Origin of the sequence: Sphingopyxis jiangsuensis (assembly GCF_016734905.1) — a bacterium.
GTDB lineage: Bacteria > Pseudomonadota > Alphaproteobacteria > Sphingomonadales > Sphingomonadaceae > Sphingopyxis > Sphingopyxis jiangsuensis.
In genome coordinates this window covers 621,199-648,162 of sequence record NZ_JAERPO010000002.1, presented here as the reverse complement: position 1 = coordinate 648,162, position 26,964 = coordinate 621,199, and the positions used below count along the sequence as shown (strand labels likewise).

Annotated in this window: 26 protein-coding genes and 1 pseudogene; 15 read left to right on the top strand and 12 right to left on the bottom strand. The window is 66.3% G+C overall.

Going from position 1 to position 26,964, the window contains the following annotated elements:
- Positions 1 to 33 precede the first annotated feature (33 nt).
- The 5 genes from clpX to JI743_RS09765 all read right to left on the bottom strand — a co-directional run bounded on the left by clpX (position 34) and on the right by JI743_RS09765 (position 5,977).
- A complete protein-coding gene (gene clpX / locus JI743_RS09785) occupies positions 34 to 1,302 on the bottom strand; it encodes an ATP-dependent Clp protease ATP-binding subunit ClpX (RefSeq protein ID WP_201928125.1) in 1,269 nt (422 codons plus the stop codon).
- Between the two features lie 170 nt (positions 1,303 to 1,472).
- Positions 1,473 to 2,123, bottom strand: coding sequence for an ATP-dependent Clp protease proteolytic subunit (locus tag JI743_RS09780; protein ID WP_201928124.1), 651 nt, complete (start codon positions 2,121 to 2,123; stop codon positions 1,473 to 1,475).
- A gap of 263 nt (positions 2,124 to 2,386) precedes the next feature.
- Positions 2,387 to 2,725, bottom strand: a complete 339-nt coding sequence (fdxA, locus tag JI743_RS09775) for a ferredoxin FdxA (protein WP_201928123.1) — start codon at positions 2,723 to 2,725, stop codon at positions 2,387 to 2,389.
- Positions 2,726 to 2,900: 175 nt separating this feature from the next.
- The gene (locus JI743_RS09770; protein ID WP_201928122.1) at positions 2,901 to 3,200 is read right to left on the bottom strand and encodes an RNA-binding S4 domain-containing protein; all 300 of its coding nucleotides are present in this window, start codon (positions 3,198 to 3,200) and stop codon (positions 2,901 to 2,903) included.
- Between the two features lie 8 nt (positions 3,201 to 3,208).
- Complete coding sequence (locus JI743_RS09765) at positions 3,209 to 5,977, bottom strand: helicase-related protein (RefSeq protein WP_201928121.1); 2,769 nt, start codon at positions 5,975 to 5,977, stop codon at positions 3,209 to 3,211.
- Between the two features lie 299 nt (positions 5,978 to 6,276).
- On the opposite strand from JI743_RS09765, the gene JI743_RS09760 reads away from it, so the two are divergent.
- The 5 genes from JI743_RS09760 to JI743_RS09740 all read left to right on the top strand — a co-directional run bounded on the left by JI743_RS09760 (position 6,277) and on the right by JI743_RS09740 (position 12,199).
- The gene (locus tag JI743_RS09760) at positions 6,277 to 7,794 is read left to right on the top strand and encodes a M23 family metallopeptidase (RefSeq protein WP_236659852.1); all 1,518 of its coding nucleotides are present in this window, start codon (positions 6,277 to 6,279) and stop codon (positions 7,792 to 7,794) included.
- Between the two features lie 61 nt (positions 7,795 to 7,855).
- Positions 7,856 to 8,854 (top strand): porphobilinogen synthase, encoded by a 999-nt coding sequence (gene hemB / locus JI743_RS09755; protein ID WP_201928120.1) that lies wholly within the window; start codon positions 7,856 to 7,858, stop codon positions 8,852 to 8,854.
- Positions 8,851 to 9,393: a GNAT family N-acetyltransferase gene (locus JI743_RS09750; protein WP_201928119.1), complete on the top strand. Its 543-nt coding sequence runs from the start codon at positions 8,851 to 8,853 to the stop codon at positions 9,391 to 9,393. The genes hemB and JI743_RS09750 overlap by 4 nt, the downstream gene beginning before the upstream one ends.
- Positions 9,390 to 11,648 (top strand): spermidine synthase, encoded by a 2,259-nt coding sequence (locus JI743_RS09745; RefSeq protein WP_201928118.1) that lies wholly within the window; start codon positions 9,390 to 9,392, stop codon positions 11,646 to 11,648. The genes JI743_RS09750 and JI743_RS09745 overlap by 4 nt, the downstream gene beginning before the upstream one ends.
- Positions 11,645 to 12,199, top strand: coding sequence for a gamma carbonic anhydrase family protein (locus tag JI743_RS09740; protein ID WP_201928117.1), 555 nt, complete (start codon positions 11,645 to 11,647; stop codon positions 12,197 to 12,199). Before JI743_RS09745 ends, JI743_RS09740 begins: the two co-directional genes overlap by 4 nt.
- Positions 12,200 to 12,345: 146 nt before the next feature.
- Here JI743_RS09740 and JI743_RS09735 read toward each other — a convergent pair whose 3' ends face one another.
- The 6 genes from JI743_RS09735 to JI743_RS09710 all read right to left on the bottom strand — a co-directional run bounded on the left by JI743_RS09735 (position 12,346) and on the right by JI743_RS09710 (position 18,401).
- Complete coding sequence (locus JI743_RS09735; RefSeq protein WP_201928116.1) at positions 12,346 to 12,924, bottom strand: urate hydroxylase PuuD; 579 nt, start codon at positions 12,922 to 12,924, stop codon at positions 12,346 to 12,348.
- A 79-nt stretch (positions 12,925 to 13,003) separates the two neighbouring features.
- Positions 13,004 to 13,681, bottom strand: a complete 678-nt coding sequence (locus tag JI743_RS09730; RefSeq protein WP_201928115.1) for an inner membrane-spanning protein YciB — start codon at positions 13,679 to 13,681, stop codon at positions 13,004 to 13,006.
- Positions 13,678 to 14,604 carry a signal recognition particle-docking protein FtsY gene (gene ftsY / locus JI743_RS09725; protein ID WP_201928114.1) on the bottom strand — a complete coding sequence of 309 codons (927 nt, stop codon included), beginning with the start codon at positions 14,602 to 14,604 and terminating at the stop codon, positions 13,678 to 13,680. The genes JI743_RS09730 and ftsY overlap by 4 nt, the downstream gene beginning before the upstream one ends.
- Complete coding sequence (locus JI743_RS09720) at positions 14,601 to 15,917, bottom strand: MiaB/RimO family radical SAM methylthiotransferase (RefSeq protein WP_201928113.1); 1,317 nt, start codon at positions 15,915 to 15,917, stop codon at positions 14,601 to 14,603. The genes ftsY and JI743_RS09720 overlap by 4 nt, the downstream gene beginning before the upstream one ends.
- A complete protein-coding gene (gene dapF, locus JI743_RS09715; protein ID WP_201928112.1) occupies positions 15,914 to 16,720 on the bottom strand; it encodes a diaminopimelate epimerase in 807 nt (268 codons plus the stop codon). Before dapF ends, JI743_RS09720 begins: the two co-directional genes overlap by 4 nt.
- 49 nt (positions 16,721 to 16,769) lie before the next feature.
- Complete coding sequence (locus JI743_RS09710) at positions 16,770 to 18,401, bottom strand: putative bifunctional diguanylate cyclase/phosphodiesterase (RefSeq protein ID WP_201928111.1); 1,632 nt, start codon at positions 18,399 to 18,401, stop codon at positions 16,770 to 16,772.
- Between the two features lie 270 nt (positions 18,402 to 18,671).
- Here JI743_RS09710 and ffh point away from each other — a divergent pair, with 270 nt between their 5' ends.
- The 3 genes and pseudogenes from ffh to rimM all read left to right on the top strand — a co-directional run bounded on the left by ffh (position 18,672) and on the right by rimM (position 21,307).
- Positions 18,672 to 20,132, top strand: a complete 1,461-nt coding sequence (ffh, locus tag JI743_RS09705) for a signal recognition particle protein (protein ID WP_201928110.1) — start codon at positions 18,672 to 18,674, stop codon at positions 20,130 to 20,132.
- 36 nt (positions 20,133 to 20,168) lie between these two features.
- Positions 20,169 to 20,609 (top strand): annotated as a pseudogene (gene rpsP, locus JI743_RS09700) (30S ribosomal protein S16); the annotation flags it as partial.
- A 206-nt stretch (positions 20,610 to 20,815) separates the two neighbouring features.
- Positions 20,816 to 21,307 carry a ribosome maturation factor RimM gene (gene rimM, locus JI743_RS09695; protein ID WP_201928108.1) on the top strand — a complete coding sequence of 164 codons (492 nt, stop codon included), beginning with the start codon at positions 20,816 to 20,818 and terminating at the stop codon, positions 21,305 to 21,307.
- A 10-nt stretch (positions 21,308 to 21,317) separates the two neighbouring features.
- Here the strand turns inward: rimM and JI743_RS09690 are convergent, their stop codons facing one another.
- Positions 21,318 to 21,536, bottom strand: coding sequence for a hypothetical protein (locus JI743_RS09690; RefSeq protein WP_201928107.1), 219 nt, complete (start codon positions 21,534 to 21,536; stop codon positions 21,318 to 21,320).
- Positions 21,537 to 21,644: 108 nt separating this feature from the next.
- Between JI743_RS09690 and JI743_RS09685 the strand changes: the two genes are divergently transcribed.
- From JI743_RS09685 to JI743_RS09655, 7 genes are all read left to right on the top strand, one after another.
- Positions 21,645 to 22,565, top strand: a complete 921-nt coding sequence (locus JI743_RS09685; RefSeq protein WP_201928736.1) for a LysR substrate-binding domain-containing protein — start codon at positions 21,645 to 21,647, stop codon at positions 22,563 to 22,565.
- 49 nt (positions 22,566 to 22,614) lie between these two features.
- A complete protein-coding gene (locus JI743_RS09680) occupies positions 22,615 to 23,562 on the top strand; it encodes a carbon-nitrogen hydrolase family protein (RefSeq protein WP_201928106.1) in 948 nt (315 codons plus the stop codon).
- Between the two features lie 60 nt (positions 23,563 to 23,622).
- On the top strand, positions 23,623 to 24,360 hold the full coding sequence (gene trmD / locus JI743_RS09675; protein WP_201928105.1) for a tRNA (guanosine(37)-N1)-methyltransferase TrmD: 738 nt from the start codon (positions 23,623 to 23,625) through the stop codon (positions 24,358 to 24,360).
- A gap of 4 nt (positions 24,361 to 24,364) precedes the next feature.
- Positions 24,365 to 24,739 carry a 50S ribosomal protein L19 gene (gene rplS, locus JI743_RS09670; RefSeq protein WP_201928104.1) on the top strand — a complete coding sequence of 125 codons (375 nt, stop codon included), beginning with the start codon at positions 24,365 to 24,367 and terminating at the stop codon, positions 24,737 to 24,739.
- A gap of 107 nt (positions 24,740 to 24,846) precedes the next feature.
- Positions 24,847 to 25,872 carry an aspartate-semialdehyde dehydrogenase gene (locus JI743_RS09665; RefSeq protein ID WP_201928103.1) on the top strand — a complete coding sequence of 342 codons (1,026 nt, stop codon included), beginning with the start codon at positions 24,847 to 24,849 and terminating at the stop codon, positions 25,870 to 25,872.
- 5 nt (positions 25,873 to 25,877) lie between these two features.
- A complete protein-coding gene (locus JI743_RS09660) occupies positions 25,878 to 26,279 on the top strand; it encodes an ester cyclase (protein WP_201928102.1) in 402 nt (133 codons plus the stop codon).
- On the top strand, positions 26,276 to 26,887 hold the full coding sequence (locus tag JI743_RS09655) for a DUF2238 domain-containing protein (RefSeq protein WP_201928101.1): 612 nt from the start codon (positions 26,276 to 26,278) through the stop codon (positions 26,885 to 26,887). The genes JI743_RS09660 and JI743_RS09655 overlap by 4 nt, the downstream gene beginning before the upstream one ends.
- The last annotated feature ends 77 nt before the right edge of the window (positions 26,888 to 26,964 follow it).

Genomic DNA, 26,964 nt, shown 5'->3' with positions numbered 1-26,964 from the left:
TTGGCGAGGCAACCAAACCCGATGCGGTGCGACTCAGGCCGCGTCGCCGGCCTCTTTCGCCTTGTCGGCATAGACGCGCACGGGATCCTTGCGGCCTTCGACGACATCCTTGTCGACGACGATTTCGACGACGTCGGTAAGGTCGGGCAGGTCAAACATCGTGTCGAGCAGGATCGCCTCGACGATCGAGCGCAGCCCGCGCGCGCCGGTCTTGCGTTCGATCGCCTTCTTGGCGACCGCGACGAGCGCATCGTCGGTGAAGGTCAGCGCGACATCCTCGAGGTCGAACAGCTTCTTATACTGTTTGACCAGCGCATTCTTGGGCTCACCCAGAATCTTGACGAGCGCGTCGATGTCGAGATCTTCCAGCGTCGCAATGACGGGCAGGCGGCCGACGAATTCGGGGATCAGGCCGAACTTCAGCAGATCTTCGGGCTCGATCTGTTTGAGTACTTCGCCCGTGCGGCGTTCGTCGGGGCCGGCGACATGCGCGCCAAAGCCGATCGACTTGCCCTGCAGGCGGTCGCCGATGATCTTTTCGAGGCCGGCAAAGGCGCCGCCCGCGATGAAGAGGATGTTCGTCGTGTCGACCTGCAGGAATTCCTGCTGCGGATGCTTGCGCCCGCCCTGCGGCGGAACGCTCGCAGTCGTGCCTTCCATCAGCTTGAGCAGCGCCTGCTGGACGCCTTCGCCCGACACGTCGCGCGTGATCGACGGATTTTCGGCCTTGCGGCTGATCTTGTCGATCTCGTCGATATAGACGATGCCGCGCTGCGCCTTTTCGACGTTGTAATCCGACGACTGGAGCAGCTTGAGAATGATGTTCTCGACATCCTCGCCGACATAGCCCGCCTCGGTCAGCGTCGTCGCGTCGGCCATGGTGAAGGGCACGTCGAGGAAGCGCGCGAGCGTCTGCGCAAGCAAGGTCTTGCCGCTGCCGGTCGGGCCGACGAGCAGGATGTTCGACTTGGCTAGCTCGACATCGTCGCCGCGCCCCGAATTGGCGAGGCGCTTGTAATGATTGTGCACCGCGACCGACAGCACGCGCTTGGCGGTGTTCTGGCCGATGACATAGGCGTCGAGATGCTGGCAGATTTCGAGCGGCGTCGGGACGGCGCCGTCCTTGCGCGCGGCGATCCCGCCCTTGATTTCTTCACGGATGATGTCGTTGCACAGCTCGACACATTCGTCGCAGATGAACACCGTCGGTCCGGCAATCAGCTTGCGGACTTCGTGCTGCGACTTGCCGCAGAAGGAGCAATACAGAGTGCTCTTGCTGTCCGAGCCGCTCAACTTGGTCATAAATCTTCCTCTGGCCCGCGCAAAATGCGCGCTGCCCTGTTTATCCTAGCCCGCGTCCCCTCAATTACAATATGGCAATTGGGTGACATGGCTTCAATGTCCCGCATAGCGCCAGGCGCCGTGCGAGACGTCAAGAAATGCGGTTAGCGGGAGGTTGCGCCGGCGTCCGGTCAGGGCGTCGGGCCTTCGCTCACCTCGGTCGGCGCGTCGTCGCCGGGCGCGCCCGGGCGGCGGTCGAAGACCTGGTCGACGATACCGAATTCCTTGGCTTCGTCAGCCTCGAGGAAGGTGTCGCGATCCATCGCCTTCTCGATGTCTTTCAGGGGCTTGCCGGTATATTTTGCATAAAGGTCGTTCATCCGTCTGCGGATACGCAGGATTTCCTTGGCCTGGATCTCGATGTCCGACGCCATCCCGCGCGCGCCGCCCGACGGCTGGTGGACCATCACGCGCGCATTCGACAGCGCGACGCGCATCCCCGGTTCGCCGCTCGCGAGAAGGAAGCTGCCCATCGACGCGGCCTGGCCGATGCAGACGGTGCCGACGCGCGGGCGGATGTACTGCATCGTGTCGTGAATCGCCATGCCCGCCGTCACCACGCCGCCCGGCGAGTTGATGTACATATAGATGTCCTTCTTCGGATTCTCCGATTCGAGGAAGAGCAACTGGGCGACGATCAGCGAGGCCATATTGTCCTCGACCTCGCCGGTGACGAAAACGATGCGCTCGCGCAGCAGGCGCGAGAAAATGTCGAAGCTGCGTTCGCCGCGGCTCGTTTGTTCGACGACGACTGGAACAAGGGCGGCAAGCGGGTCGATCATCGGGAATTCGTCCTTATGGTTTTCAAGGCGCCGCGCCGAGGACCGGCGGGCTGGCTTTCCGTCGCCCTACATCGTCGCCCCGCGCGACGGATTCAAGAGGGGAAAACATGGCGAGGCCGATCAGGGTGGGAGTCGATATCGGCTTTTGGATAACGGTATTGATTGGAAACGATGTCCACTACCGGTCGTCAGGCGATACCACTCTCCGTATGAAAAAGGGGCGGGAATGACCCGCCCCTTCTGTCCGTTTGACGTCGCGGCGATCAGTCGCCTTCGCCGGGTTCGGGCGAGAAAAGCTTCTCGAACTTGCCTTCGACGCCCTTATATTCGTCGGCGTCGGCGGGGCTTTCTTTCTTCACCGTGATGTTCGGCCATTCGGCGCTGAACTTGGTGTTGACCTCGAGCCATTTCTCGAGCCCGCTTTCGGTATCGGGCAGGATCGCCTCGGCGGGGCATTCGGGTTCGCACACGCCGCAGTCGATGCACTCGTTCGGGTTGATGACGAGCATATTCTCGCCCTCATAGAAACAATCGACGGGGCAGACCTCGACGCAGTCCATATATTTGCAGCGAATGCAGGCGTCGGTGACGACATAGGTCATGGGTTCGGGCTCCCTTTGCCGACGGCACCCTTGCCGTCCGGCCTTCATCTGCGACCCGCCTCTATGCCGCGCGGACGCGGCGCGTCAACGCAAAGCGACAGTTGCGAATCACTTTCATTCCCCTAGTCCGCCCACGGCAAAGCCGCGCCAGAGAATTTCCTTGGGCACTGAAAGTTCAGTGCGCCGCGGCAGTCGCGCCGGGGTCGAGCCGGATGTAACAGGCGTGCGCTTCGGGCGCCGGACCGCGGCGTCGGGGGAGGGCGACCAGCCGGATGACCTCGACGCGCTCGCCGACGGGGAGGACAAGCGTTTCGCCCGCGCGTACCGGCGCCGACGCGCGCGTGATACGGCGCCCCTCGAGGCGGATGTGCCCCGCGGCGATCATTGCCTGCGCGATACTGCGCGACCGGGCGAAGCGCAGGTACCAGAGCAGCTTGTCGAGCCGGATGCTCCCTGCCGCGCCGGGACTCGCCATCGACTGCGTCAATCCTTTCCGGCGTCGGCGAGCAGCGCCGCGAGGCCTGCAAAGGGGCTGGTCGGCGACGGGCCGCGCCGCGGTGGCCGGTCAACGCGCGCCGGGCGCTGGACGGGCGTGCCGGGCGGAGCGGATTTGCCGCGTTTGCCGCGCGGGCCTTTGGCCGCCGCGCGCCGGTCCTTGCCGCTGGCATCCGCTGCGGGAGCGTCGGCCGTCTTCCTGGCCTGTTTGCGACGGCGGCGCTTGTCGGCGCGCTGCAGACCCGACCAGCGCCAGCGCTGCAGTTCGGGGTCGCCGACGGTACGAAAGCCAAAGCTTTGCAACAGCGCGCGCCGCGATTCCTCGTCGAGACCGAGCGAGGTGGCCAGCGCCGGGTCGATTGCAAAGCCAGAGGCGACCGCCGCCGCGCCATCGGCAGCGCTGCTGTCCTCATGCTGGTCGACATGATGCTCGGCGGTGCCCGAAATCGGTGCCGCGGGCGGCGCGGCGGCCTGCATACGCGCCGCATGGGCCTGTCGCGCAAGCTTCTCGGCCATGTCGATCCGCAGCCAGCCGGTCGCGCAGCGCCGGAAACCTGCGATCCGCAGCCCCGCCTGGTTGCCGCTCTTTTGCAGCACCGCGCCCTGCGGCGGCAACGCGGGGACGGGCGCGCCCTGCTGTGCCGCGGCGAGCGCGGCGCGCCAGCGCACTGCCTCGGGCTTGAGCAGTTGCGGGTGGAAAATGTCGAGCGAGCCGATTGTCAGGCCGAGTTTGCGCAACTGGGGTCGGTCTTCGGCGCTGATCGCGCTCAGCTGGTCCTCGACCGCAGAGCGACCGATGGTGCCGCCGCCGTCGACGAGCGCCGCCAGCAGCGCGCGGACGCGCGGCGGCGTGAAAAGGTCGCTCGCCGCCTCGCCCATCGCGGCGAGCGGCCCCGCATGGCGCGCGAGCTGTTCGGCGACAAAGGCGTGCAGCCGCTCGGTGATCGCCTGCACCTGTTGCGGCTCGAGGCGGCGCAGCGAGGGGTCGATTTGGAGCGCGGGCTGGACGAGCGTCGGCCCGCGCCCGAGCGTCGCGACGATGTCACCGTGCCACGCGAGGCGCGGCGGCGCGCCCGCTTCGCTCACCAGCGACAGCGCGCTTCCGTCCCCCTCGGCGAGCGATGTCGCGCGCCGCGCGAGTTCGCCCCGCAGATGCTTTTCGGCCGCGGCGAGCAACATGCGATGGTCGCTTGCTCGCGCGACCGGGTCGACCTTGAAATGAAAGCCCCTGAGCGTGCCGAGCGCCTCGCCATCGACCGCGACGGTGCCGTCGGCGCTAACCGCGACCGGCAGCGCCGCGTTGCGCTGCCCCGCGTCGCGGAGGAGCAACGCGAGCCGCCGGTCGACGAAGCGCTGCGCGAGCGCTGCGTGGAGCGCGTCCGACAGGCGTGATTCGAGTTCCTGCGTCTGTTCGGCCCATCCTGCGCCGCCCGCGATCCAGTCGCCGCGCTGCGCGATGAAACAAAGCGTGCGGACTGCCGCGATGCGGCTCGCGAGCTGTTCGATGTCGCCGTCGGTGTCGTCGAAGCGTGCAAGGCGCCGCGCGAACCATTCGGGGTCGATCATCCCGTTGCCGCTCGTGCGCCATTGCCACAACTTGAGCACGGTGCGGCTGTGATGCTCGGGACCGAGCTGTTCGAAGTCGGGGAGGCCGCACACGTCCCACAGCCGCTCAACCGCTTCGGCGTCGGTCGCGCGCGCGCGCACCTCCATGTCGCCTGCCAGATATTTGAGCACCGCGATATCGACCGCCTCGGGCGCCGGGCGCAGGCCGGCCAGCGTCGGCGGCTCGGCAAGGTCGGTGAGCAGCAGGTCGAGCGTGTCGGCACGCGGTACCGGATTGCGCCAGAACAGGTTGGGAAGCGGCGGAAAATTATGCCCCTCGATCGCCGCGATTTCCTCAGGGGTGAATCCGCCCTGCGGCATGCCGACGGTGCCGAAACTGCCGTCCTGCTGGTGGCGCCCGGCGCGGCCCGCGATCTGCGCCATTTCAGCGACCGTCAGGCGGCGCAGGCGGCGCCCGTCGAACTTCTGCAGGCTTGCAAAGGCGACATGCGTAACGTCGAGGTTCAGCCCCATGCCGATCGCGTCGGTGGCGACGAGATAATCGACCTCGCCCGCCTCGAACATCGCGACCTGCGCGTTGCGCGTCTTGGGGCTGAGCGCGCCCATCACCACCGCCGCGCCGCCCGAAAAACGCCGCAGCATCTCGGCGATCGCATAGACCTCCTCGGCCGAGAAGGCGACAACCGCGGAGCGTTTGGGCAGGCGCGACAGCTTTGACGGGCCGGCATAGCTCAGCGTCGAAAAGCGCGGCCGGGTGACGATTTCGGCCTCGGGAACCAGCCTGCGGACCAGCCCGCCGATGCTCGCCGAACCGAGGATCATCGTTTCCTCGCGACCGCGCGCGCGCAGCAGGCGATCGGTGAACACATGGCCGCGTTCGGGATCGGCGCCGAGCTGCGCCTCGTCGATACCGACAAAGGCGACGTCGCGCGTGACGGGCAACGCCTCCATCGTGCCGAGCAGATAGCGCGCATCGGGCGGCGTAATCCGCTCCTCGCCCGTGACGAGCGCAACCTGTGCCGCGCCCTTGATCCGGACGACGCGGTCGTAAACCTCGCGCGCGAGCAGGCGCAGCGGGAATCCGATCATGCCGCTCGCATGGGCGGTCAGGCGCTCGACCGCCAAATGGGTTTTGCCGGTGTTGGTGGGGCCAAGGACGGCCTTGACCGGGGTGGAAGAGGGTGGCGCCATTGTCTTTCGTGCACGCTGGCATGGACGCGCCGCGTGCGCAACAGGCGATCGACGGCCATCGGTGCGCCGTGTGCGGTTTTCGCCCCGAATCACGCCGCGTCGCGGCGACGCCACGCCCCGCCGCAACAAAATTCCCGCAGCGGGCCATTAAATTGACTTTAACGGCCTTTGTTTACAGACAAAGCGGCGGTAATATGAATTGAGCGGCCGGGCCGGGGGGCTCGTCGAGCGGGGGTAATATCTTGTTCCAGCGTCACGAACCCATCGCGGGGATGTCCGGCAATGCTGCCGCCCTCACGATGTCGCAGGCGATTCCCTTGCGATCGGGTGACGCAAAAGCGCCCCCTCTGCTGTCGTGGCGTGAACGGCTGGCGCAGCTCGACCTTGTTCCCGACCTTGGTAACGATATCGGCTCGCGCGAATGGTGGCGCGGCCTCGCGACGTTGACGCTGCTCTGCGGCAGCGCGATCGCGACCTTCCCCGGCATCCGGCCACTTGCGGCGCCGACCGCGCCCGCGCTCGACGCCGCCGATTTCAACGAGGCGCGCGCGCAGATGATCGTGCCGCTCGCGTTCGGCGGCGACACGGGGCGGCATATGGCGGCGACCGATGCGGTGCGCCCGCTGACGCAGACACCCGAACGCCCGCAGATCGAACTGACGGCTACGCTCGGCCGCGGCGACAGCTTTGCGCGCGTCCTCGAACGTGCAGGCGTCGGCAGCGCCGAGGCGCAGGCGCTTGCAAGCCAGGTTTCGGGCGCGGTGCCGCTTGCCGATATTGCGGCGGGAACGCGCATCGACCTGATCCTGGGGCGCCGCGCCGCGCGCACGATGCCGCGCCCGGTCGACGCGCTGGCGATGCGTGCGCGCTTCGACCTCCGAATCGAGATGGAGCGGATCGACGGGCGTCTCGTCATGCGGAGCATCCCGATTGCGGTGGACAACACGCCGCTGCGTATCCGCGGCCGCGTCGGCGACAGCCTGTATCGCTCGGCGCGCGCGGCGGGAGCGCCGCCCGAGGCGATCCAGGCCTATCTGCGCGTCATAGGAAAGCAGATATCGGTCGGCAGCGACATCCGCGCCAACGATGAATATGACATCGTCGTCGATTATCGCCGTGCCGAAACGGGCGAGAGCGAGACGGGCAAGCTCCTCTACGCCGGGTTGATCCGCAACGGTCGGCCGAAGCTGTCGATGCTCGAATGGAAGAAGGACGGACGCAGCCAGTGGTTCGAGGCGTCGGGCGTCGGCGAACAGCGCGGCGGCATGGCGCGCCCGACGAACGGCCGTGTTACCTCGACGTTCGGGATGCGGCGTCACCCGATTCTCGGCTATCGCCGGATGCACAGCGGCATCGACTTCGGCGGCGGCTATGGTGCGCCCATCTATGCCGTAACCGACGGCGTCGTTGCGATGGCGGGGCGCAACGGCGGTTATGGCAATTATGTCCGGCTCAACCACGGTGGCGGTCTCGGCACCGGCTATGGACATATGAGCCGCGTCGCGGTGCGTGCGGGGCAGCGGGTCAGCCGCGGGCAGGTCATCGGCTACATCGGCTCGACCGGCCTCTCGACGGGGCCGCACCTCCATTACGAGCTTTACCGCAACGGGCGCGCGGTCAACCCGTCGTCGGTGACCTTCGTGACGCGCGCGGCGCTCGAGGGCAAGGAACTCGCCGATTTCCGCGCGCGCATCCGTCAGCTCACCGCGATCGAACCGGGCGCCGCGCTCACCCCGATCGCGCCGAAACAGGTGGAGGGGCCCAAGCTCGGCTCGCTCGCCGACGTGACGGCAAAGCGGATCGGCGACGGCATCTGAGCGCCGCGGGTTCGCGCCAATATCCGTTTGCGGCGCGGCAAAGCGCGGCTATGGACGCGCGATGACCAACGCCGCTTTCCCCGACCTGCGCCTGCGCCGGACGCGCCGCACCGGCTGGAGCCGGGCGATGGTGCGCGAGACGCATCTGGCGCCGTCGAACCTGATCTGGCCGCTCTTCGTCTGCCCCGGCACCGCGACCGAGGAACCGATCGCGAGCTTGCCGGGCGTGTCGCGCTGGTCGGTCGACCGCATCGTCGAACGTGCAAAGGACGCCGTCGCGGCCGGAATCCCTTGCATCGCGCTTTTCCCCTATACCGAAGCCGGTCGGCGCAGCGACGACGGGGCAGAGGCGCTCAATCCCGACAATCTGATGTGCCGCGCGACAGCGGCGGTCAAGGATGCGCTTGGCGACGCCATCGGCGTTCTCACCGACGTCGCGCTCGACCCCTATACCAGCCACGGGCAGGACGGGCTGGTCGACGAGGGCGGCTATGTGCTCAATGACGAGACGGTCGACGTGCTGGTGGGGCAAGCGCTCAACCAGGCGCGTGCGGGTGCCGACATCATCGCGCCCAGCGACATGATGGACGGCCGCGTCGGCGCGATCCGCGAGGCGCTCGAGATGGAAGGGTTCACCCACGTCCAGATCATGAGCTACGCCGCCAAATATGCCTCGGCCTTTTACGGCCCCTTCCGCGATGCGGTCGGCTCGCGCGGGCTGCTGAAAGGCGACAAGAAGACCTATCAGATGGACCCCGCCAATGTCGAAGAGGCGCTGCGCGAGGTCGAGGCCGACCTGGCTGAAGGCGCCGACAGCGTGATGGTCAAGCCGGGCCTGCCCTATCTCGACGTCGTGCGCGCGGTGAAGGACCATTTCGCGGTGCCCGTCTATGCCTATCAGGTTTCGGGCGAATATGCGATGATCGAGGCCGCGGCCGCAGCCGGAGCGGGCGACCGCGACGCGCTCGTCCTCGAAACCCTGCTCGCGTTTCGCCGCGCCGGCGCGGCGGGCGTGCTCAGCTACCACGCGCTGCATGCGGCGCGGATTCTCGGCGCATGATCGAAACCCAGCGGCTCCTGATGCGTCCGTGGCGCGATGACGACGTCGTGCCCTTTCAGGCGATCTGCAGCGATCCTGCGGTCATGGCGACGCTCGGGCCGCCGCTCGACAGTGAACAGACCGCCGCGCTCATCGAGCGGATGCGCGGGATCGATGCGGCGCACGGCCATTGCTTCTGGGCGCTCGAACGGCGCGACGACGCGCGGCTGATCGGATGGTGTGGGGCAATCCGCGGGAGCGTGGGGCCGGTCGCCGACAAACCCGAAATCGGTTGGCGGCTGGCAAGCGATTGCTGGGGTCGCGGCTATGCGACCGAGGCGGCAAAGGCCGCCGTCGCGTGGGTTTTCGACAATTTGGCTGACGAAGCCGTGTGGGCAATCACATGGCGGGGCAATGTCCGCAGCCGGGCGGTGATGGAGCGATTGGGAATGCAGCACGCCGAGACTTGCGATTTCGACCATCCCAGGCTGACCGAGGGCGATCCGTTGCGTCCGCATGTGGCCTATTCGCTCGACCGGGCAAGCTGGGGGCACGCATGAGCGCGGTTGCGACACGGCGCTGGCTTTTCGTGCTGACCATCTTGGTCGGCAGCTTCCTGCTTTTCCAGATCCAGCCGATGGTCGCGCGGATGGTGCTCCCCAAATTGGGCGGCGCGCCGGCGGTGTGGAACAGCGCGATGCTCGTTTATCAGGCGTTGCTGCTCGGCGGCTATGCCTATGCGCACTGGCTTGGACGTTTCGCGCTGCGGCGGCAGGCGATGATCCACGTTGCGCTCTTCCTTGTGGCCGCGCTCTGGCTTCCGATCGGAATTGCGCAGATCGCGCCGCCGGCGGCGGGACAGGAGGTGCTGTGGGTTCCGCTGCTGCTTCTCGCGTCGATCGGACCGGTATTCTTCGTCGTTTCGGCGCAGGCACCGCTGATGCAGCGCTGGTTTGCCGCAGATGCGCGCGCGGGCGACCCTTATTACCTCTACGCCGCGTCGAACCTCGGCAGCTTTGCCGGGTTGATCAGCTATCCGGCACTGGTCGAGCCCAATCTTCCGCTGGCGACGCAAAGCTGGGGATGGACCGCGGGTTATGCGGCGCTGCTGCTGCTGGTCGCCGCAAGTGGCTGGGCGCGTTGGAGCGCGCACCCGGAGGCAGTGGACTCGGATGTCAAACAACCAGCCGAGCCGGCACCGACGTCGCGACGGATGCTCCACTGGCTGTTCATCGCGGCGGTTCCGTCGGGCCTGATGCTGTCGACGACGACGCATCTGACGACCGACATCGTCGCGATGCCGCTGCTGTGGGTGCTGCCGCTCGGCCTGTACCTGCTCAGCTTCGTCATTGCCTTTTCCACGATGGACCGCGCGACGCAGGTCGTCACGACGATCGCGCCGACGATGCTGCTGATGGTTGGCGCGCTCGCGCTGCTCAGCTCGGCCGGCGGAACGATGATGGTGGCGCTCGCCAGTCTTGCGATGCTTTTTGTCGTCGCGACCGCGCTCCACGGCTATCTCTATCATCTTCGCCCCGCGCCGCGGCACCTGACGCTTTTCTACCTGGTCATGTCGGCGGGCGGGGTGCTTGGCGGCCTGTTTGCCGCGCTGGTTGCGCCGCTGCTATTCGACTGGGTTTACGAACATCCGTTGCTGATCGTCGCGGCGGCGCTGTTGCTGCCGTTGCCCGCGCTTTTCCCGTGGAACGAGTGGATCAAGGCCTCGCCGCAGCAAACGCGGCGGCTCGTCTTGCTGCTCGTCGTCCTAGCAGCCTTCGCCTGCTGGAACATGGTCCAGCGCTGGTCGGGGGCGTTCGAAACGGACACGGCGCTGTGGGGCCTGACAATCGTCGCGGTGGGCTTGCTCGTATCCGCATGGCGCTGGGCCTATGTCTCTACGCTGCTGCTGTTGATGATCGGCGTCGGCGGCTGGGATACGGTGAAGGTCAGCCTCGACGGGACGCGGGTGCGCAGCTATTTCGGCGTCTATTCGGTCACCGACGACGCTTATCGCATGCAGCGGCGGCTCGCGCACGGCACGACACTCCACGGCCTGCAAAGTACCGAGCCCGGGAAGGAGCGCGAGCCGACAACCTATTACGGGCACCAATCGGGCGTCGGCCTGGCGCTCGACAAGGCCGAGGCGCTGGCGGGGCCGGATGCGTCGGTGGGGATCGTCGGGCTCGGCGCCGGGACGCTGTCCTGCTATCGCCGTCCGGGCCAGAGCTGGACGTTTTACGAGATCGACCCCGTGATGGCCGACATCGCCCGCGACCCGCAGAAATTCACCTTCCTTTCGAACTGCGCGGGCGACACACCGATTGTCATCGGCGATGCGCGGCTGCAGATAGCAAAGGGACCAGCGGCGCAGTTCGACATTTTGGTAATCGACGCCTTTTCGTCCGACGCCATCCCGCTGCACCTGCTGACCGAAGAAGCGATCGGCGTCTATGCGCGCGCGCTCAAACCCGACGGCTATCTGTTGATTCATATTTCGAACCGCTTTTTCGGGCTGGAGCCGGTATTGGCCGCCGAGGCCAAGGCACGCGGCTGGTCGGCCGCGATCCGGATTGACCCGACCCCCGATCCCGAGGGCGAGTTCGGCGACCTGACCGGGTCGAGCTGGGTTGCGCTGACGGCGACACCGCAGCGGCTCGAGCAATTGACCGGCGGGACGAAGGCGCGCAATCTGAGCGCCGAAGACGGCACTTGGGTTCCGCTTGCGGCGCGCAAGGGGTTCACGCGCTGGACCGACGATTATGCCTCGACCCTGCCAGTGCTGATCTGGAAAAACGTGATCGGAAGCTACGAATGACCCGGAGTGACATCAGCATCATCAGCGTCAATGGCAAGACGCCGCAGATCGATCCCAGCGCCTTCATCGCGCCGGGATGCCGGATCATCGGCGATGTGGTGATCGGTCCCGACGTCAGTATCTGGTATAATTGCGTGCTGCGCGCCGATGTCAGCCATATCCGCATCGGCGCGCGCTCGAACATCCAGGACGGCAGCATCCTGCACTGCGACGGCCCGACTCCTTTCCATCCCGACGGCTTTCCGACGATCATCGGCGAAGATGTGCTGATCGGACATTTGGCGATGGTGCATGGCTGCACGCTCGCCGACCGTGCTTTTGTCGGCCTGAAGGCCACGGTAATGAACGGCTGCCGCATCGGCAGCGACGCGATGCTCGCCGCGGGCGCGTTGCTCACCGAGAATAAGGAAATCCCTGACCGCGAACTGTGGGCCGGGACCCCGGCGCGACGGGTGCGCGAGATCGACGACGCGCAGGCCGCGGGCATGCAGATGGGCGTCGCCCATTATGTGATGAACGGCCGCATGCACAAGGCAGCGGTGGAGGGATGAATAAATCCTCCCTGTGGCGAAGCCATGGGGAGGGGGACCGTCGCCGTAGGCGATGGTGGAGGGGCGGCGAGGTTGCGCCAAAGCCCCTCCGTCAGCCCTTCGGGCTGCCACCTCCCCATCGTTTCGCGACAGGGAGGATCGTCACATCACCCGTGGTTGGCGTTCACCATCGCATAGAGCATGGGAATCGACAGCAAGGTGTTCGTTCGAGAAAAGATCATCGCGGTTTGTGCCGCCTTGGCCTTCGTCGCGTCATCGGTCTCAACGATGCCCAGCGCCTTTTTCTGGTTCGGCCAGATCACGAACCAGACGTTGAAAGCCATGATCAGCCCCAGCCACATGCCGACGCCGATCAGCTTATAGGGGTCCTGCAACGTCAGCGCGGGAACCGCATATTGGGCGTGAAAGGCGATGGCGAGACCGAAGATCACCGTCGCGGCGGCTGCCCAGCGGAACCAGAAGAGCGCGGCGGGCGCGATATGCTTGCCGACCGCAGGTTTTAGTTCGGCCGGAATTTTCGGCATCGTCGGCATCTGGACGAAGTTGAAATAATAAAGCAACCCGATCCATAGTACGCCGAAAAAGGTGTGCAGCCAGCGCATGATGGCATTGCCCGCGGCGACGCCATCGTCGAAATTCTGGCCATTGAGGCCCAGCATCAGCACGATCGCGAACACCAGCCCGGTACCCAGAACGGCGTGAAGATTTCCGAAAAACTTCCCCATTTGCATTCCCCTCCTTATCGTTCGGCGCGCGGTGCGACCCGGTGCCGTGGCGATGCTATGCCAGCGCGAAAGGAAAGGCTCAAGCGGGCTTGTCGGAGGTGTCCTCGGCGACCGAAAGGCCGTTCTTCAACATCACCGGGACCTGCGTCAGCGTGAAGATGAAGGAGAGGGCGGTGACGCCCCAGACCTTGATCGTGAGCCACAGGTCGAAACTCATGCGATCGGTCTGGATCAGTTCGTACATCACGTGGTTTGCGATGCCGAGCGCGCCGAAGAAAATTCCCCAGTTCCGCGACAGCAACAGCCAGCCCTTTTCGGTCAGCCCTTCGAGCGCCGACTGGAGCAGATATTTGAGCATCGGGCGCTTCAGCCACCAGCCGCCGAGCAGCAGCAGGGCAAAGGCGCCATAGATGATCGTCGGCTTCATCACGATGAAGCGCTCGTCATGGAACCAGATGGTCAGCGCACCGAAACCGAGTACGAGCACGCTCGACATCCACAGCATCGGCGAAATTTTGCCCAGCTTCCACTTCGACACCGCCATAGCGACGATAATCGCGACCATGAACGCGAGTGTGCCCTTGATCGCGGCGGTCGTCGCGGCAAAGGCGCCGTCGCCTTCCGATGCGAACTTATAGGCGACGAAAAAGACGAGCAGCGGTCCGAAGTCGATCGCAAAGTTCAGCCAGCCGTGCTGCGCGCGCGGCGGCGCGGGGACGGGCTCGGGGCCGGTGGGCGGCATGTCGGGGGCGGTCATCGGATATTTCCTGCAATGATGGCGGCGATCTCGTCGGCGTCGAAGGGGCGCAGATCCTCCATCGTCTCACCAATGCCGATTGCGTGGATGGGCAGCCCGTGGCGCTCGGCCGCGGCGACGAGGACCCCGCCGCGCGCGGTGCCGTCGAGCTTGGTCATGACGAGCCCGGTAACGCCCGCGACCTCGCGAAAAACGTCGATCTGCGACAGCGCATTCTGCCCCGTCGTCGCGTCGAGCACGAGCACCACGTCGTGGGGCGCGGCGGCGTTGAGGCGGCCGAGGACGCGCTTGATCTTGGCAAGCTCGTCCATCAGCTCGCGCTTGTTCTGCAGGCGTCCAGCGGTGTCGACGATCAGCACGTCGATGCCCGTCGCCGTCGCCTGCTTCACCGCGTCAAAGACGATGCCCGCGCTGTCGCCGCCTTCGGGGCCCGCCATAATCGGCACGCCGAGGCGTTCGGCCCAGACCTTCAATTGCCCGATCGCGGCGGCGCGAAAGGTGTCGCCCGCGACGAGCATTACGCCATAATCCTGTTCCTGGAACAGGTGCGCGAGCTTGGCGATGGTCGTCGTCTTGCCCGACCCGTTGACGCCGATCACCAATATGACCTGCGGGCGCGGAAAGGCGTCGATTTCCAGCGGTTCGGCGACCGGGCGCAGCACCGCCGCAATCTCGTCGGCGACGACGCGGCGGAGCTCCTCGGTGCCGTTCGCCGCTACGTCGCGGCGCTCGGACAGGCGATCGCGGATGCGCGCCGCCATCGCGGGGCCAAGGTCGGCGGTGATCAGCGCCTCCTCGATCCGGTCGAGGTCGTCGTCGTCGAGCCGCGACTTGCCGGTCAGTCCCGACAGATTTTCGCCGAGCCGCTCCGACGTGCGGCGAAGCCCGCCGAGCAGCCGCTCGCTCCAGCTCGCCCCGCTCATGCTGCGATGCTTTCGGCGATCATGCGCTCGCCGTCGCGCGCGCGAAGGCGCACTGGCACTATACTGTTCGGCGCGGCGGGTGCGGCCAGCGTCAGCGCGGCAAAATTCTCGGCATGGCCGCACATCCCGTCGCGCTCGACGAGCATCTGCGTCATCGTACCAGCTTGCGCGTCGAGCCAGCGATGGCGCCGCCGCGCATTGGCCGCGCGCAAGGTCGCGGCGCGGTCGCGCGCGACGCGGCGCCCGACCTGCGGCATGCGCGCGGCGGGCGTTCCGGCGCGCGGGCTGTACGGAAAGATATGGCCGAAGACGATGTCGCAATCGTCGATCAGCGCCAGACTGTTGGCAAACATGCTGTCATCCTCGGTGGGAAAGCCCGCGATCAGGTCGGCGCCGATCGCGATTTCACTACGCGCCGCCTTGAGCCGCTCGACGAGCCGCACGGCATCGGCGCGGCGATGGCGGCGCTTCATGCGCGTCAGCACCATATCGTCGCCCGCTTGCAGCGACAGATGGACGTGCGGCATGATTCGCGGCTCTTGGGTGAGCAGCGCGAACAGCGCATCGTCGACGCGGTCGGGGTCGAGCGAGGAGAGGCGCAGCCGCTCGACGGGCAGCGCGAGCAGCGCCTCGACGAGCGATGCAAGACTCGTCCCGCTGTCGTCGCCATAGCTCGCAAGATCGACGCCGGTGAGCACGATCTCGCGCTGTCCGCGCGCGAGCGCGGTGCGCGCGGCCTCGACGACGGCATCAACCGTCGCCGACCGCGCGGTCCCGCGCGCAAGCACGGTCGCGCAAAAGGTGCAGCTGTGCGAACAGCCGGTCTGCACGCCCAGGAAGGCGCGCGCATGATCGGCGCCGGAGAGGGCGGGGGTATAGGATTTGGGTGTGGGTGTGTAAGAATCCATGTTCCCCCGCGAAGGCGGAGGTCGATCTCTGGCCGGTGCTATTTGGAGCGCGCCGGTGCTGGGTCCCCGCCTGCGCGGGGACACACCGATATTTGCGTAGCTTTGCGTCAGCCCCTTCGCATCGTTCGCCACGACCAGTGCGCCCATCGCTTCGAAACGCCCGGCCTCGAGTTCCGCCGCGCATCCTGTCACCACCACCTCGGCATCGGGATGTTCGCGTAGCGCGCGGCGCACCGCCTGCCGCGCCTGACGCACCGCCTCATCGGTCACTGCACAACTGTTGAAGACGATGGTGTCGGACGCGCCCGCGTCGCGCAGCGCGGTGCGAACCGCTTCACCCTCGGCGATGTTGAGCCGGCACCCGAAATTGACGACCCGATGCCGGTCGGCGACCGAATTGCTCATCCGAAGCGCGCCCAGTCGGTCTCGCCCTCGAACACGCGCGTCGCCGCGCCGGTCATCACGATCGGCTCGCCGGGCGCCCAGCGGATGAGGAGGTCGCCGCCGGGGAGCGAGACGGTGACCGGCGACTGGACCAGCCCCGCGCGGATCGCCGCGACCGCCGTCGCGCAGGCGCCGGTGCCGCACGCCTGGGTGAGGCCCACGCCGCGCTCCCAGACGCGAAGTTGCAGCTGATTCTCGCCGTCGAGGCTCGCGACATTGACGTTGACGCGCTCAGGAAACAGCGGGTCGGTTTCGATTCGCGGCCCCAGGTCGGCGAGCGGCACAGCGTCGGCTTCGGGCACAAAAAAGACGATATGCGGATTGCCGACGTTAACGCCTGCGCCATGTTCCAGCTCGTCCCATGCGACCGGCATGTCGCGCGTGTCCATCGGCATCGCGAGCGGGATATGCTCCCAGTCAAACACGGGTTCGCCCAGCGTCACTTCGGCGCCGCCATCGGCGGGGCTGACGCGCAGCATCCCGCCCAGCGTCTCGATCACCGCGGGCTGCGCGAGCAAGGTCGCGACGCAGCGCGTCGCGTTGCCGCACGCCTCGACCTCGCCGCCGTCGGCGTTGAAGATGCGCATCTTCACGTCGGCGCTGGTCGACGGTTCGAGCAGGATCAGCTGGTCGCAACCGATGCCGTGACGGCGATCGGCAATCGCGTGCGCGCGCGCCGCGGTCATTTCGACCGCTGCCTCGCGCGCGTCGATCACGACGAAGTCGTTGCCGAGTCCGTGCATCTTGGTGAAGCGGTCTGCCATAGCCGCGCATGTAAGGGCGCGGCGCCGCGAAGTCTAGCGATGGGTCGGGTCAGGCGCTCTTGCGCAGCGGTTCGGCGTCGGGCTTCGCAACGCCGCCTTCAGGCATCGCGGGCGCACGCAGCAACCCGCGCTCGGCGAGCAGCGCCGCGGTGTCGCCCGCCGACGCGGCCCGGCCATAGAACCAGCCCTGTCCCTTGGTGCAGCCGAGGCGGGTGAGTTCGATCGCCGTCGCCTCGTCCTCGACGCCCTCGGCGGTGATCGGCATCGCAAGGCTTTCGCCGAGCCGGACGATGGCGACGACGATGGCTTGCGCATCGGCGCTGTCGCGCATCGCGGCGACGAAGCTGCGGTCGATCTTGATCCGGTCGAACGGCAGCGCGCGCAGGTGCGACAGCGAGCTATAGCCGGTTCCGAAATCGTCGAGGCTCAGCGACACGCCCTGATTTTTCAGGCTGGTGACGATCGAGCGGACCAGCGGCAGGTTCTCGAACAGGCTGCTTTCGGTAATCTCGACCTCGAGCTGGCTTGCGGGAAAGCCCGCCTCGACGAGCAGCTTGGTCAGCTTCTGGCTGAACCAGGGGTCCTTCAACTGCTGCGGCGAGATATTCACCGCGAGCATGATCGACGGGTCCCAGCCCTTGGCGATGTCCATCGCGCTACGGATGACCTGCAGCGACAATTCGCCGATCAGCCCGCTCTCTTCGGCAATCGGGATAAAGCGTTCGGGCGGGATCATGCCATATTCGGGCGAATCCCAGCGCATCAGCATTTCAAACCCGACCAGACGGCCGCTGGCGATATCGACCTGCGGCTCGAAATAGGGGACGAACTCGCCGCGCGGCATGCCGCTGCGGATGCCCGTTTCGATCTGGTTGCGGACCTGCACCGCCATTTCCATGCCCATCTCGAACCAGCAATAGCGGTTCCGACCCTGGTCCTTGCAATGGTACATGGCGATGTCGGCCTGCCGCACCATCGTGTCCATCGTTATGCTCGCATCGTTGGCGAGCGCGATGCCCAGCGATGCGCCGATGCGGATCTGCTGCGCGTCGTGCGTCACCGAATCCTCGAGTGCCGCGACGAGCTGTGCGGCGAGCGCGTCGATCGTCGCACGCGCGCCGGGCTCGAAGGGCAACAGCGCGACGAATTCGTCGCCGCCGAGGCGCGCCTTGGTGGCGCTCGGCGGCAGGACGGTGCTGATGCGCTCGGCGGCGACCTGCAGCACGCGGTCGCCCGCGACATGGCCGTGGATGTCGTTGACGGTCTTGAAATGGTCGAGGTCGAGCAGGAACAGCGCAACCTGCCGACCTTCAACCGCCGATTTCGCGATCAGCTGCTGCCCGGCGACGAGCAAGGCGCGCCGGTTCAGGAACCCGGTCAGCGGGTCGGTATCGGCCAGATAGCGCGCGCGCTTTTCGGCCTCGGTCCGCTCGCGAATTTCGCGGTTCAGATCCTCGTATCGCCGCCACCCGAACAGGATCAGCGCGACGTTCAGGATCAGCGCCGCCGCCAGCACTTTGTCGGGTCCGCCGCCCAGCCCGATCAGGCTCTGCACGAGCGCGTGCATCAGATTGCTGCCGGTGCCGACGAAGAGCAGGATGGCCGCGACCACGATACCGCCGGTCAGGACGTCACGCCGGGCGGCTTCGCTGCGATCTCGCGGCCGGATGTCTGAAGTCATAGATTCTTTTCCCACTGTTGTGCCTTTTATGGCGGGCAGCGATGAAATTTGCGTTAAGTGCGTTACCGCGGCGGCGGTGCGCGCGAGCGTCGTGCGGCCTTGCCTTTCTTTGCGCTTTTGCGTAAAGGCGCCGCGTCCGGCCGCATCTTGCGGGCGGACAGATACGACATCCGCGACGGAAACGTCTGTCCACGGATAGCCGCTGGTTGGCGAGGTTTCGCTCACCGGCGTCTTTTGCGTTGCGGCATGTCAGAAGGGTGCAAACGGCGCATGTTCGACAGTCTGAGCAATCGGCTTGGCGATGTTTTCGGGAAGCTCCGCGGTCGCGGCGCGCTGACCGAGGCGGACGTGCGCGCGGCGATGCGCGAAGTGCGAATCGCCTTGCTCGAGGCCGATGTCGCGCTGCCCGTCGTGCGCAGTTTCGTCGATCAGGTCACCGAACTCGCGATCGGCCAGAATGTCCTGCGATCGGTCACGCCGGGGCAACAGGTCGTCAAGATCGTCAGCGACGCGCTGACCGAGATGCTCGGCTCGGAAACCGCCGAGCTCGACCTCAATGTCGCGCCGCCCGCGGTGATCATGATGGTCGGTCTGCAAGGCTCGGGCAAGACGACGACGACCGCAAAGATTGCGAAGCGGCTCAAGGACAAGGAGCGCAAGAAGGTGCTGATGGCGTCGCTCGACGTCAATCGCCCCGCCGCGCAGGAACAGCTCGCCGTCCTCGGCACGCAGATCGACGTCGCGACGCTGCCGATCGTCGCGGGCCAGCAGCCGACCGAAATCGCGAACCGTGCGCTGCAGGCGGCGAAGCTTCAGGGCTACGACGTGCTGATGCTCGACACCGCGGGCCGCCTCCACGTCGACCAACAGCTGATGGACGAAATGCAGGCGGTATCGCGCGCGGCGAACCCCGCCGAAACGCTGCTCGTCGTCGATAGCCTGACAGGTCAGGACGCGGTGCAGGTCGCGCAGCGCTTTACCGAACAGGTGCCGCTCACCGGCGTCGTCCTGACCCGCATGGACGGCGACGCGCGCGGCGGCGCCGCGCTGTCGATGCGCGCGGTCACCGGCAAGCCAATCAAGTTCGCGGGCACCGGCGAAAAGCTCGACGGGCTCGAACTCTTTCAGCCGTCGCGCATCGCGGGCCGCATTCTCGGCATGGGCGACGTCGTTAGCCTCGTCGAACGCGCCGCCGAGACGATCCAGGCCGACGAGGCCGAGGCGATGGCCAAGAAGATGGCGAAGGGTCAGTTCGACCTCGACGATCTTCGCAGCCAATTGAACCAGATGCGCCGCATGGGCGGGCTCGGCGCGCTCGCGGGGATGATCCCCGGCCTCAAAAAGGCGCAGGCGGCGATGGCGCAAAGCGGCGCCGACGACAAGGTGCTCGTCCATATGGATGCGATCATGGGGTCGATGACGCGCAAGGAGCGCGCAAAGCCCGAAATCATCAACGCCAAACGCAAGATCCGCATCGCCAACGGGTCGGGCACGACGGTGCAACAGGTGAACAAGGTGCTCAAGATGCACCAGGAAATGTCCACCGCGATGAAGAAAATCCGCAAAATGGGCGGGCTCAAGGGGCTCGGCGCGCTGTTCGGGCGCGGCGGCGGCATCCCCGGAATGCCCGGTCTTGGCGGCGGCATGGGAGGCATGGGCGGCGGTCTGCCCGGGCTCGGCGGCGGAGCGATTCCGCCCGATCTCGCCAACCTGATGAACAAGAAGAAATAATCCAGACAATCCAGTTAGACTTAGAAGGAAAATATCATGGCTACCTCCATTCGCCTCTCGCGCGGCGGTTCGAAAAAGCGCCCCTATTACAAGATCGTCGTCGCCGATTCGCGCAGCCCGCGCGACGGCCGCTTCATTGAACGCATCGGCAGCTACAACCCGCTGCTCGCCAAGGACAATCCGGAGCGCGTCAAGCTTGACGCCGAGCGCGCGACGCACTGGCTGAGCGTCGGCGCGCAGCCGAGCGACCGCGTTGCCCGCTTCCTCGACGCCGCGGGCATCAAGGAACGCGCCGCGCGCAACAACCCCAACAAGGCGGTTCCGGGCGAAAAGGCCAAGGAACGCGCCGAAGAAAAGGCGTCGAAGCTGGCTGAGGCCGAAGAGGCCGCAAAGGCTGCCGCCGCCGCTCCGGCTGAAGAAGCCCCGGTTGAAGAGGCTCCCGCTGAAGAAGCTCCCGCCGAAGAGGTTACGGCCGAATCGGATGCCACGGGTTCGGTGAAGACCGAAGAAACCGCCGAAGCCGTTGCCGATGCGGTCGCCGACGAAGTTCCCGTCGACGCGACTGCCGAAGACGCAACCGCGATCGCCGAAGAAGTCGCCGAAGGCGGCCCCGTCGCTGCCGAGGGCGAAGAAGCCCCGGCCGAAGACGCCGGCGAAGAAAAGGCCGAAGGCTAACCGCCTTGGTGAACGCCGACCGCCCCGTCACCCTTGCCGCCATTGCCGGTGCGCACGGGGTACGGGGCGAGGTGCGCCTCAAATTGTTCGGCGAAGGCGCGGATGCTCTCCGCGCCTTTTCCACATTCGATGCGGGGCCGCGCAAGCTGACCCTGACGTCGGTGCGCCCCGCCAATCAGGGCGCGGTCGCAAGCTTTGCCGAGCTGACCGACCGCAGCGCTGCCGAGGCATTGCGCGGCACGCTTCTGACCGTTCCGCGCTCGGCGCTGCCGCCGCTCGGTCCCGGCGAATATTATCATCACGACCTGATCGGGCTTGCCTGCACCTCCACCGACGGAGCGCCCGTCGGCCACGTCGTCGCGGTCGAAAATTTCGGCGCGGGCGACATCCTCGAAATCGAGAAGCCCGATGGCAAACGCTTCATGGTCCCGATGACCGCGCAGGCGGTCACGGCATGGGATGACGCGGGCGTGACGATCGATCCGGCATTTGCCGACTGACACAGCGCGTTCAGCGCGCGCGCGCCCGCTTTCGCGTGGCCGCCCGGCCGATTGATTTGCAGCATTCGGCGACCCGCACGAAATAGGTGTCGGCGCCTTCGCGGTGGCTCGGCGTCACCAGTTCGGCGAAGCGGTCGAACGCCGCCACGGACTTGCGTACCAGCCGGTCAATATCGGCGCTGAGCTGGCCGTGGCCTGCGACCCAGACGCGCATAAAATTTTCGTCCATCATCGGTCTTCTCCTGCTTGTCCGATGACGATCCATTTGCGCCTTTCGCGCGCCGCTTGCCAACAAAAGCTGTGGCGCTTCTCATAAGGACAGCTTATGATGATCGGCATGACGAAAATTCCGCCGCTTGCCGCCGTCCGCGCGTTCGAGGCCGCAGCCAGGCTGGAAAATTTTTCGCGCGCGGCAGAGGAACTGGGGATGACGCAGGCGGCGGTCAGCTATCAGGTGCGTCAATTGGAGGATCGCCTCGGCCGCCCGCTGTTCGTCCGCGAAAAGGGTCGCGTGCGGCTGTCGGAAACGGGGCAGCGCCTGCTCCCCGCGATCAGCTCGGCCTTTGCGGCAATGGGTGATGCCTTTGCGTCGCTGGGCAGCGACGAGACCGATGTGCTGACGATCAATGCCGTGACAAGCTTCGGCGGCGGGTGGCTCGCCTCGCGCATCGGCGCGTTCCAGCTCGCCTTTCCCGACCTCGCGGTCCGCCTGTCGATGTCGAACGCGCTCGTCGATTTCAACGCGTCGAGCGTCGATGTTGCGATCCGCATGGGGCCGGGCGGGTGGCCGGGGCTGCGCGCCGATTTCCTGTTTCGCGGCCATGTTTCGCCGATCTGCGCGCCATCGTTTCGCGACGCCAACCATATCGAGCAGCCCGCCGACCTGCTGCGCGTCGAGCGGCTCGCGCCGAATGATCCGTGGTGGGCGGGCTGGCTCGCGGCAGCAGGGGTCGACACGTCGCCGCCGCCGCAGCGGCGCGGCATCGAACTCGACAGCCAGCTTCAGGAGGCGTCGGCGGTGCAGAGCGGCTTCGGCATCGCGATGATGACTCCGCTGATCTGGCGGGCCGAAATCGATGCGGGGCGGCTCGTCCAGCCGTTCGACACGTTCTATCATACCGGCAGCGCGACGTGGCTTGTCCACCGCGAGGGCCGGGCCGGCGTCCGCAAGATCGAGCGCTTCCGCGAATGGCTCCACGCCGAAATGGACCGCGACCGCGACCGTTCGCCCGCCGCGATATGGGAGCCGCTGGGCTAGCGACGCATAGCCCTCTTGCCAGCGCGTGGCGCTGTGCCATGAAGGCGCGATGACCCAGCTTCACGCCACCATCGTCCAGGCCGCCCCGATTCCGCTCGCGATCGGCGACGGCATCGCTGCCGCTGCCGACCATGCGCGGCGCGCGGCGGACGCCGGCGCGCAGATTGTCGCATTTGGCGAAACCTTCCTCGGCGGCTATCCGCTCTGGCTCGACGAGGCGCCGGGCGCCGCGCTGTGGGACCATCCGGGCACGCGGGCGCTCCACCGCATCCTGCTCGATCAGGCCGTGCGCCAAGACGATCCGCGCTTCGCGCCGTTGCAGGATGTCGCCGACCGCGGGGTGCTCGTGTCGATTGGCGCGCACGAGCGCGTGCGGTCGAGCCTTTGCAACACGCAGATTCTTTTCCGTCCCGGCGCGCCACCGCTCCTCCACCGCAAGCTCGTTCCGACGCATGGCGAACGGCTGATCTGGGCGCGCGGCGACGGGTCGACGCTCGACGTCCATCAGGCACCCTTCGGCGCGGTCGGCAGCCTCATCTGTTGGGAGCATTGGATGCCGCTCGCGCGCGCGGCGATGCACAATCGCGGCGAAGCGGTGCATGTCGCCGCTTGGCCGACAGTGCGTGAAACCTATGCCATTGCGTCGCGCCACTATGCGTTCGAGGGGCGGTGCTTCGTTCTTGCTGCCGGGCTGGTACAGGCGCGCGCCGACCTCCTCGACGGCCTCGCGCGCGTCGGCGGCGATGCCGAGGCCGAGGCGCTGATCCGCGCGATGCCTGACGGACCACTCAACCGCGGCGGCAGCCTGATCGTCGCGCCCGACGCGACGGTGCTGGCCACGGCGGGTGAGGGCGAGGAGCATCTGTCGGCGACGCTGGACCTGTCTATGATCGGCGAGGCGCTCGCGGCGCTCGATGTCGACGGCCATTATAGCCGCCCCGACGTCTTCACGCTCGATGTCGACACAGCGCCGCAAGCGGGGGTGCGCTGGGACTGACAGGGCGACGCGCGGGGGGAATCGCTTCTTGCGCGCGCAGCCGCTATGGCGGCTCGCATCATGACATTCGCCGCCGTTCCGCTGACGCTTTATCCCGACATGTTCCCCGGCCCGCTGGGGCACAGTATGGCGGGCCGCGCGCTTGAGGCGGGGGTGTGGTCGTGCGCGCCCGTGCAGATCCGCGATTTTGCGACCGATAAGCACCGCACCGTCGACGATACGCCCGCGGGCGGCGGCGCGGGGATGGTGCTCAAGGCCGATGTGCTCGGCGCCGCGATCGACCATGCGACGGCGGTGCATCCGGGGCTTCCTATCGTCGCGATGACGCCGCGCGGCGCACCGGTGACGCAGGCGCGCATCCGCGAACTTTCCGTCGGCCCTGGTGCGATCATCCTTTGCGGGCGGTTCGAGGGGTTCGACGAGCGCATCTTCGACGCAAGGCCCATTGAGCAGCTTTCGATTGGCGACATCATCTTGTCGGGGGGCGAGATGGCGGCGCTGATGCTGCTCGACGCTTGCATTCGGCTGCTTCCCGGCGTAATGGGCGCGGCTTCAAGCGGCGACGACGAATCGTTCGAACACGGTCTGCTCGAATATCCGCACTATACCCGGCCCGTCACTTGGGAAGGGCGCACGATCCCCGAAGTGCTGCGATCGGGGGATCATGCGAAGATCGCCGCCTGGCGGAAACACCAGGCGGAGGACGACACACGGTTACGCAGGCCGGACCTTTGGGAGCGTCATATCGATGCTCGGGACCGACCTGCCTCTGGCGCGCGGCAAAAGAAGAAGGACTAGGGGCATGAACCTCATCCAGACGATCGAAGCCGAAGAAATCGCCAAGGCTGGCAAAGACATTCCGACCTTCCGCCCCGGCGACACGCTGCGCGTCGGCGTGCGCGTGGTCGAAGGCGAACGCACCCGCGTCCAGAATTTCGAAGGCGTGTGCATCGCGCGTTCGAACAAGGGCATGGGCTCCAACTTCACCGTACGCAAACTGTCGTTCGGCGAAGGTGTCGAGCGCGTTTTCCCGCTCTATTCGCCGAACATCGATTCGATTACCGTCGTCCGCAAGGGCGCCGTCCGCCGCGCGAAACTTTACTATCTGCGCGGCCGCACCGGTAAATCGGCGCGTATTGCGGAACGCCGCGATTACCGGTCGGAAGCCGAGGGCTAAGGAGAGCTTCTCCTCCACAAAGCCGAAACAGCTTTCCAAAACGGCCGGTTCCGCCAACAGGCAGAGCCGGCCGTTTTTCGTTTCACGCCAAGACAAAGGACATTTTCATGGGTTACCGGATCGTCGTCGCAGGTGCGACGGGCAATGTCGGACGCGAAGTCCTCGCCATCCTCGCCGAACGCGAATTCCCGATTGCCGAACTGGCAGCGGTCGCTTCGTCGCGCAGCCAGGGCGACGAGGTCGAGATCGGCGAGACCGGCAAGACCGTGAAATGCCAGAATATCGAGAATTTCGACTGGTCGGGCTGGGACATGGCGATTTTCGCCATCGGCAGCGACGCGACTGCTATCCATGCGCCCAAGGCCGCGGCGGCGGGCTGCGTCGTGATCGACAACAGCTCGCTCTATCGCATGGATCCCGACGTGCCGCTGATCGTGCCCGAAGTGAATCCCGACGCGATCGACGGCTACACCAAAAAGAATATCATCGCGAACCCCAACTGCTCGACCGCACAGATGGTGGTGGCGCTGAAGCCGATCCATGATGCCGCAACCATCACGCGCGTTGTCGTATCGACCTATCAGTCGGTGTCGGGCGCGGGCAAGGCGGGGATGGACGAGCTGTGGAACCAGACGCGCCAGATATTCGTCGGCGACGAAAAGGATGTGCAGAAGTTCACGAAGCAGATCGCCTTCAACGTCATCCCGCACATCGACAAGTTCCTCGATGACGGCTCGACCAAGGAAGAGTGGAAGATGGTTGTCGAGACCAAGAAGATCCTCGATCCCAAGGTCAAGGTGACCGCGACCTGCGTGCGCGTGCCCGTCTTCGTCGGCCATTCGGAAGCGATCAACATCGAAACCGAAAAGGAGCTGTCGGCAGAGGATGCGCAGCGCATCCTGCGTGAAGCCCCCGGCGTCGTGCTCCACGACAAGCGCGAGGACGGCGGCTACATCACCCCCGTCGAATGCGTCGGCGATTTTGCGACCTTCGTCAGCCGCGTGCGCGAAGACCCGACGGTCGATAACGGCCTCAACCTGTGGTGCGTCAGCGACAATCTTCGCAAGGGCGCCGCGCTCAATGCGGTGCAGATCGCCGAACTGCTCGGACGGCGCCACCTGAAGAAGGGCTGATCGCCGTGTCGCCGAACGAGAAAGCCGTGCGCGCCTATATCGACGCCTTCAACCGCGGCGACTGGGATGCGATGCATGACATTTTCACCGAGGACGCCAGGATCCAGGGCGTCCTCGGCCATGCGACGCTCGACTGGGCGCTCGACATCTGGAAAGGGTTGCACGAGGCGATGGGCTGCCGGCTCGAGCCGGTGGCGATCGCGGTCGACGGCGACCAGGTCGCCGTGCGCTACAAGGAAACTGGCCGCTTCGCCGCCCCCTTCATCGCCTATCCCGACGCTGAGCCAACCGGCAAAAGCTATGAGGTCCTCGCGATGGAATGGTTCGACTGTCGCGACGGCCGCATCAACCAGCGTTGGGGCGCGCGCGATTCGGCGACGATCCGTAAACAGATACTGGGTGAGTGACGGCGGCGACGAGCCCCGCGCAGCGTCGCCTGCTCGGCCTGCTGCTTGCGCTGCTGCTCGTCGCGCAGATCGATCAGCCCTATCCTGAAGTCGCGCTGCTCCAGCATCTGCCGACGATGCTGCTGCTGATCGCGTCGCCGGCGCTGCTTCGCCGCTGGCCGCTGTCGACGCCGGCGGTCGCGTGCGTTGTCGCTTTCCTCGCGCTGCACACGCTCGGCGGACGCTACGCCTACAGCGACGTCCCCTATGACGATTGGGCGCGCGTGCTGACCGGCACGACTCTCTCCGAAAGCCTTGGCTGGACGCGCAACCACTACGACCGCCTTGTCCATTTCGCTTTCGGCGCGCTGTCGATCGTCCCCGTCGCCGAAGTCGCGCGCCGTTGGGGCAGGCTGGGCCGACGCGGCGCGCTGGTTGTCGCCATTGGCTGCGTGCTTGCGTTGTCGAGCCTCTACGAAATCCTCGAATGGCTGCTCACCGTCGTTGCTGCGGGCGAAACCGCCGACCGCTACAACGGCCAGCAAGGTGACATGTGGGACGCGCAGAAGGACATGGCGCTCGCGCTGCTCGGCGCGCTCGCCGTCGCGGCGGCCATGGCGAAGCGGTAATCGATCGGCTTCCTTCGATGCAAAGCAAGGCAGAACAGGCGGCGTCCAGCCTAGTGCCTCCCACGGCCGAGGGCCGA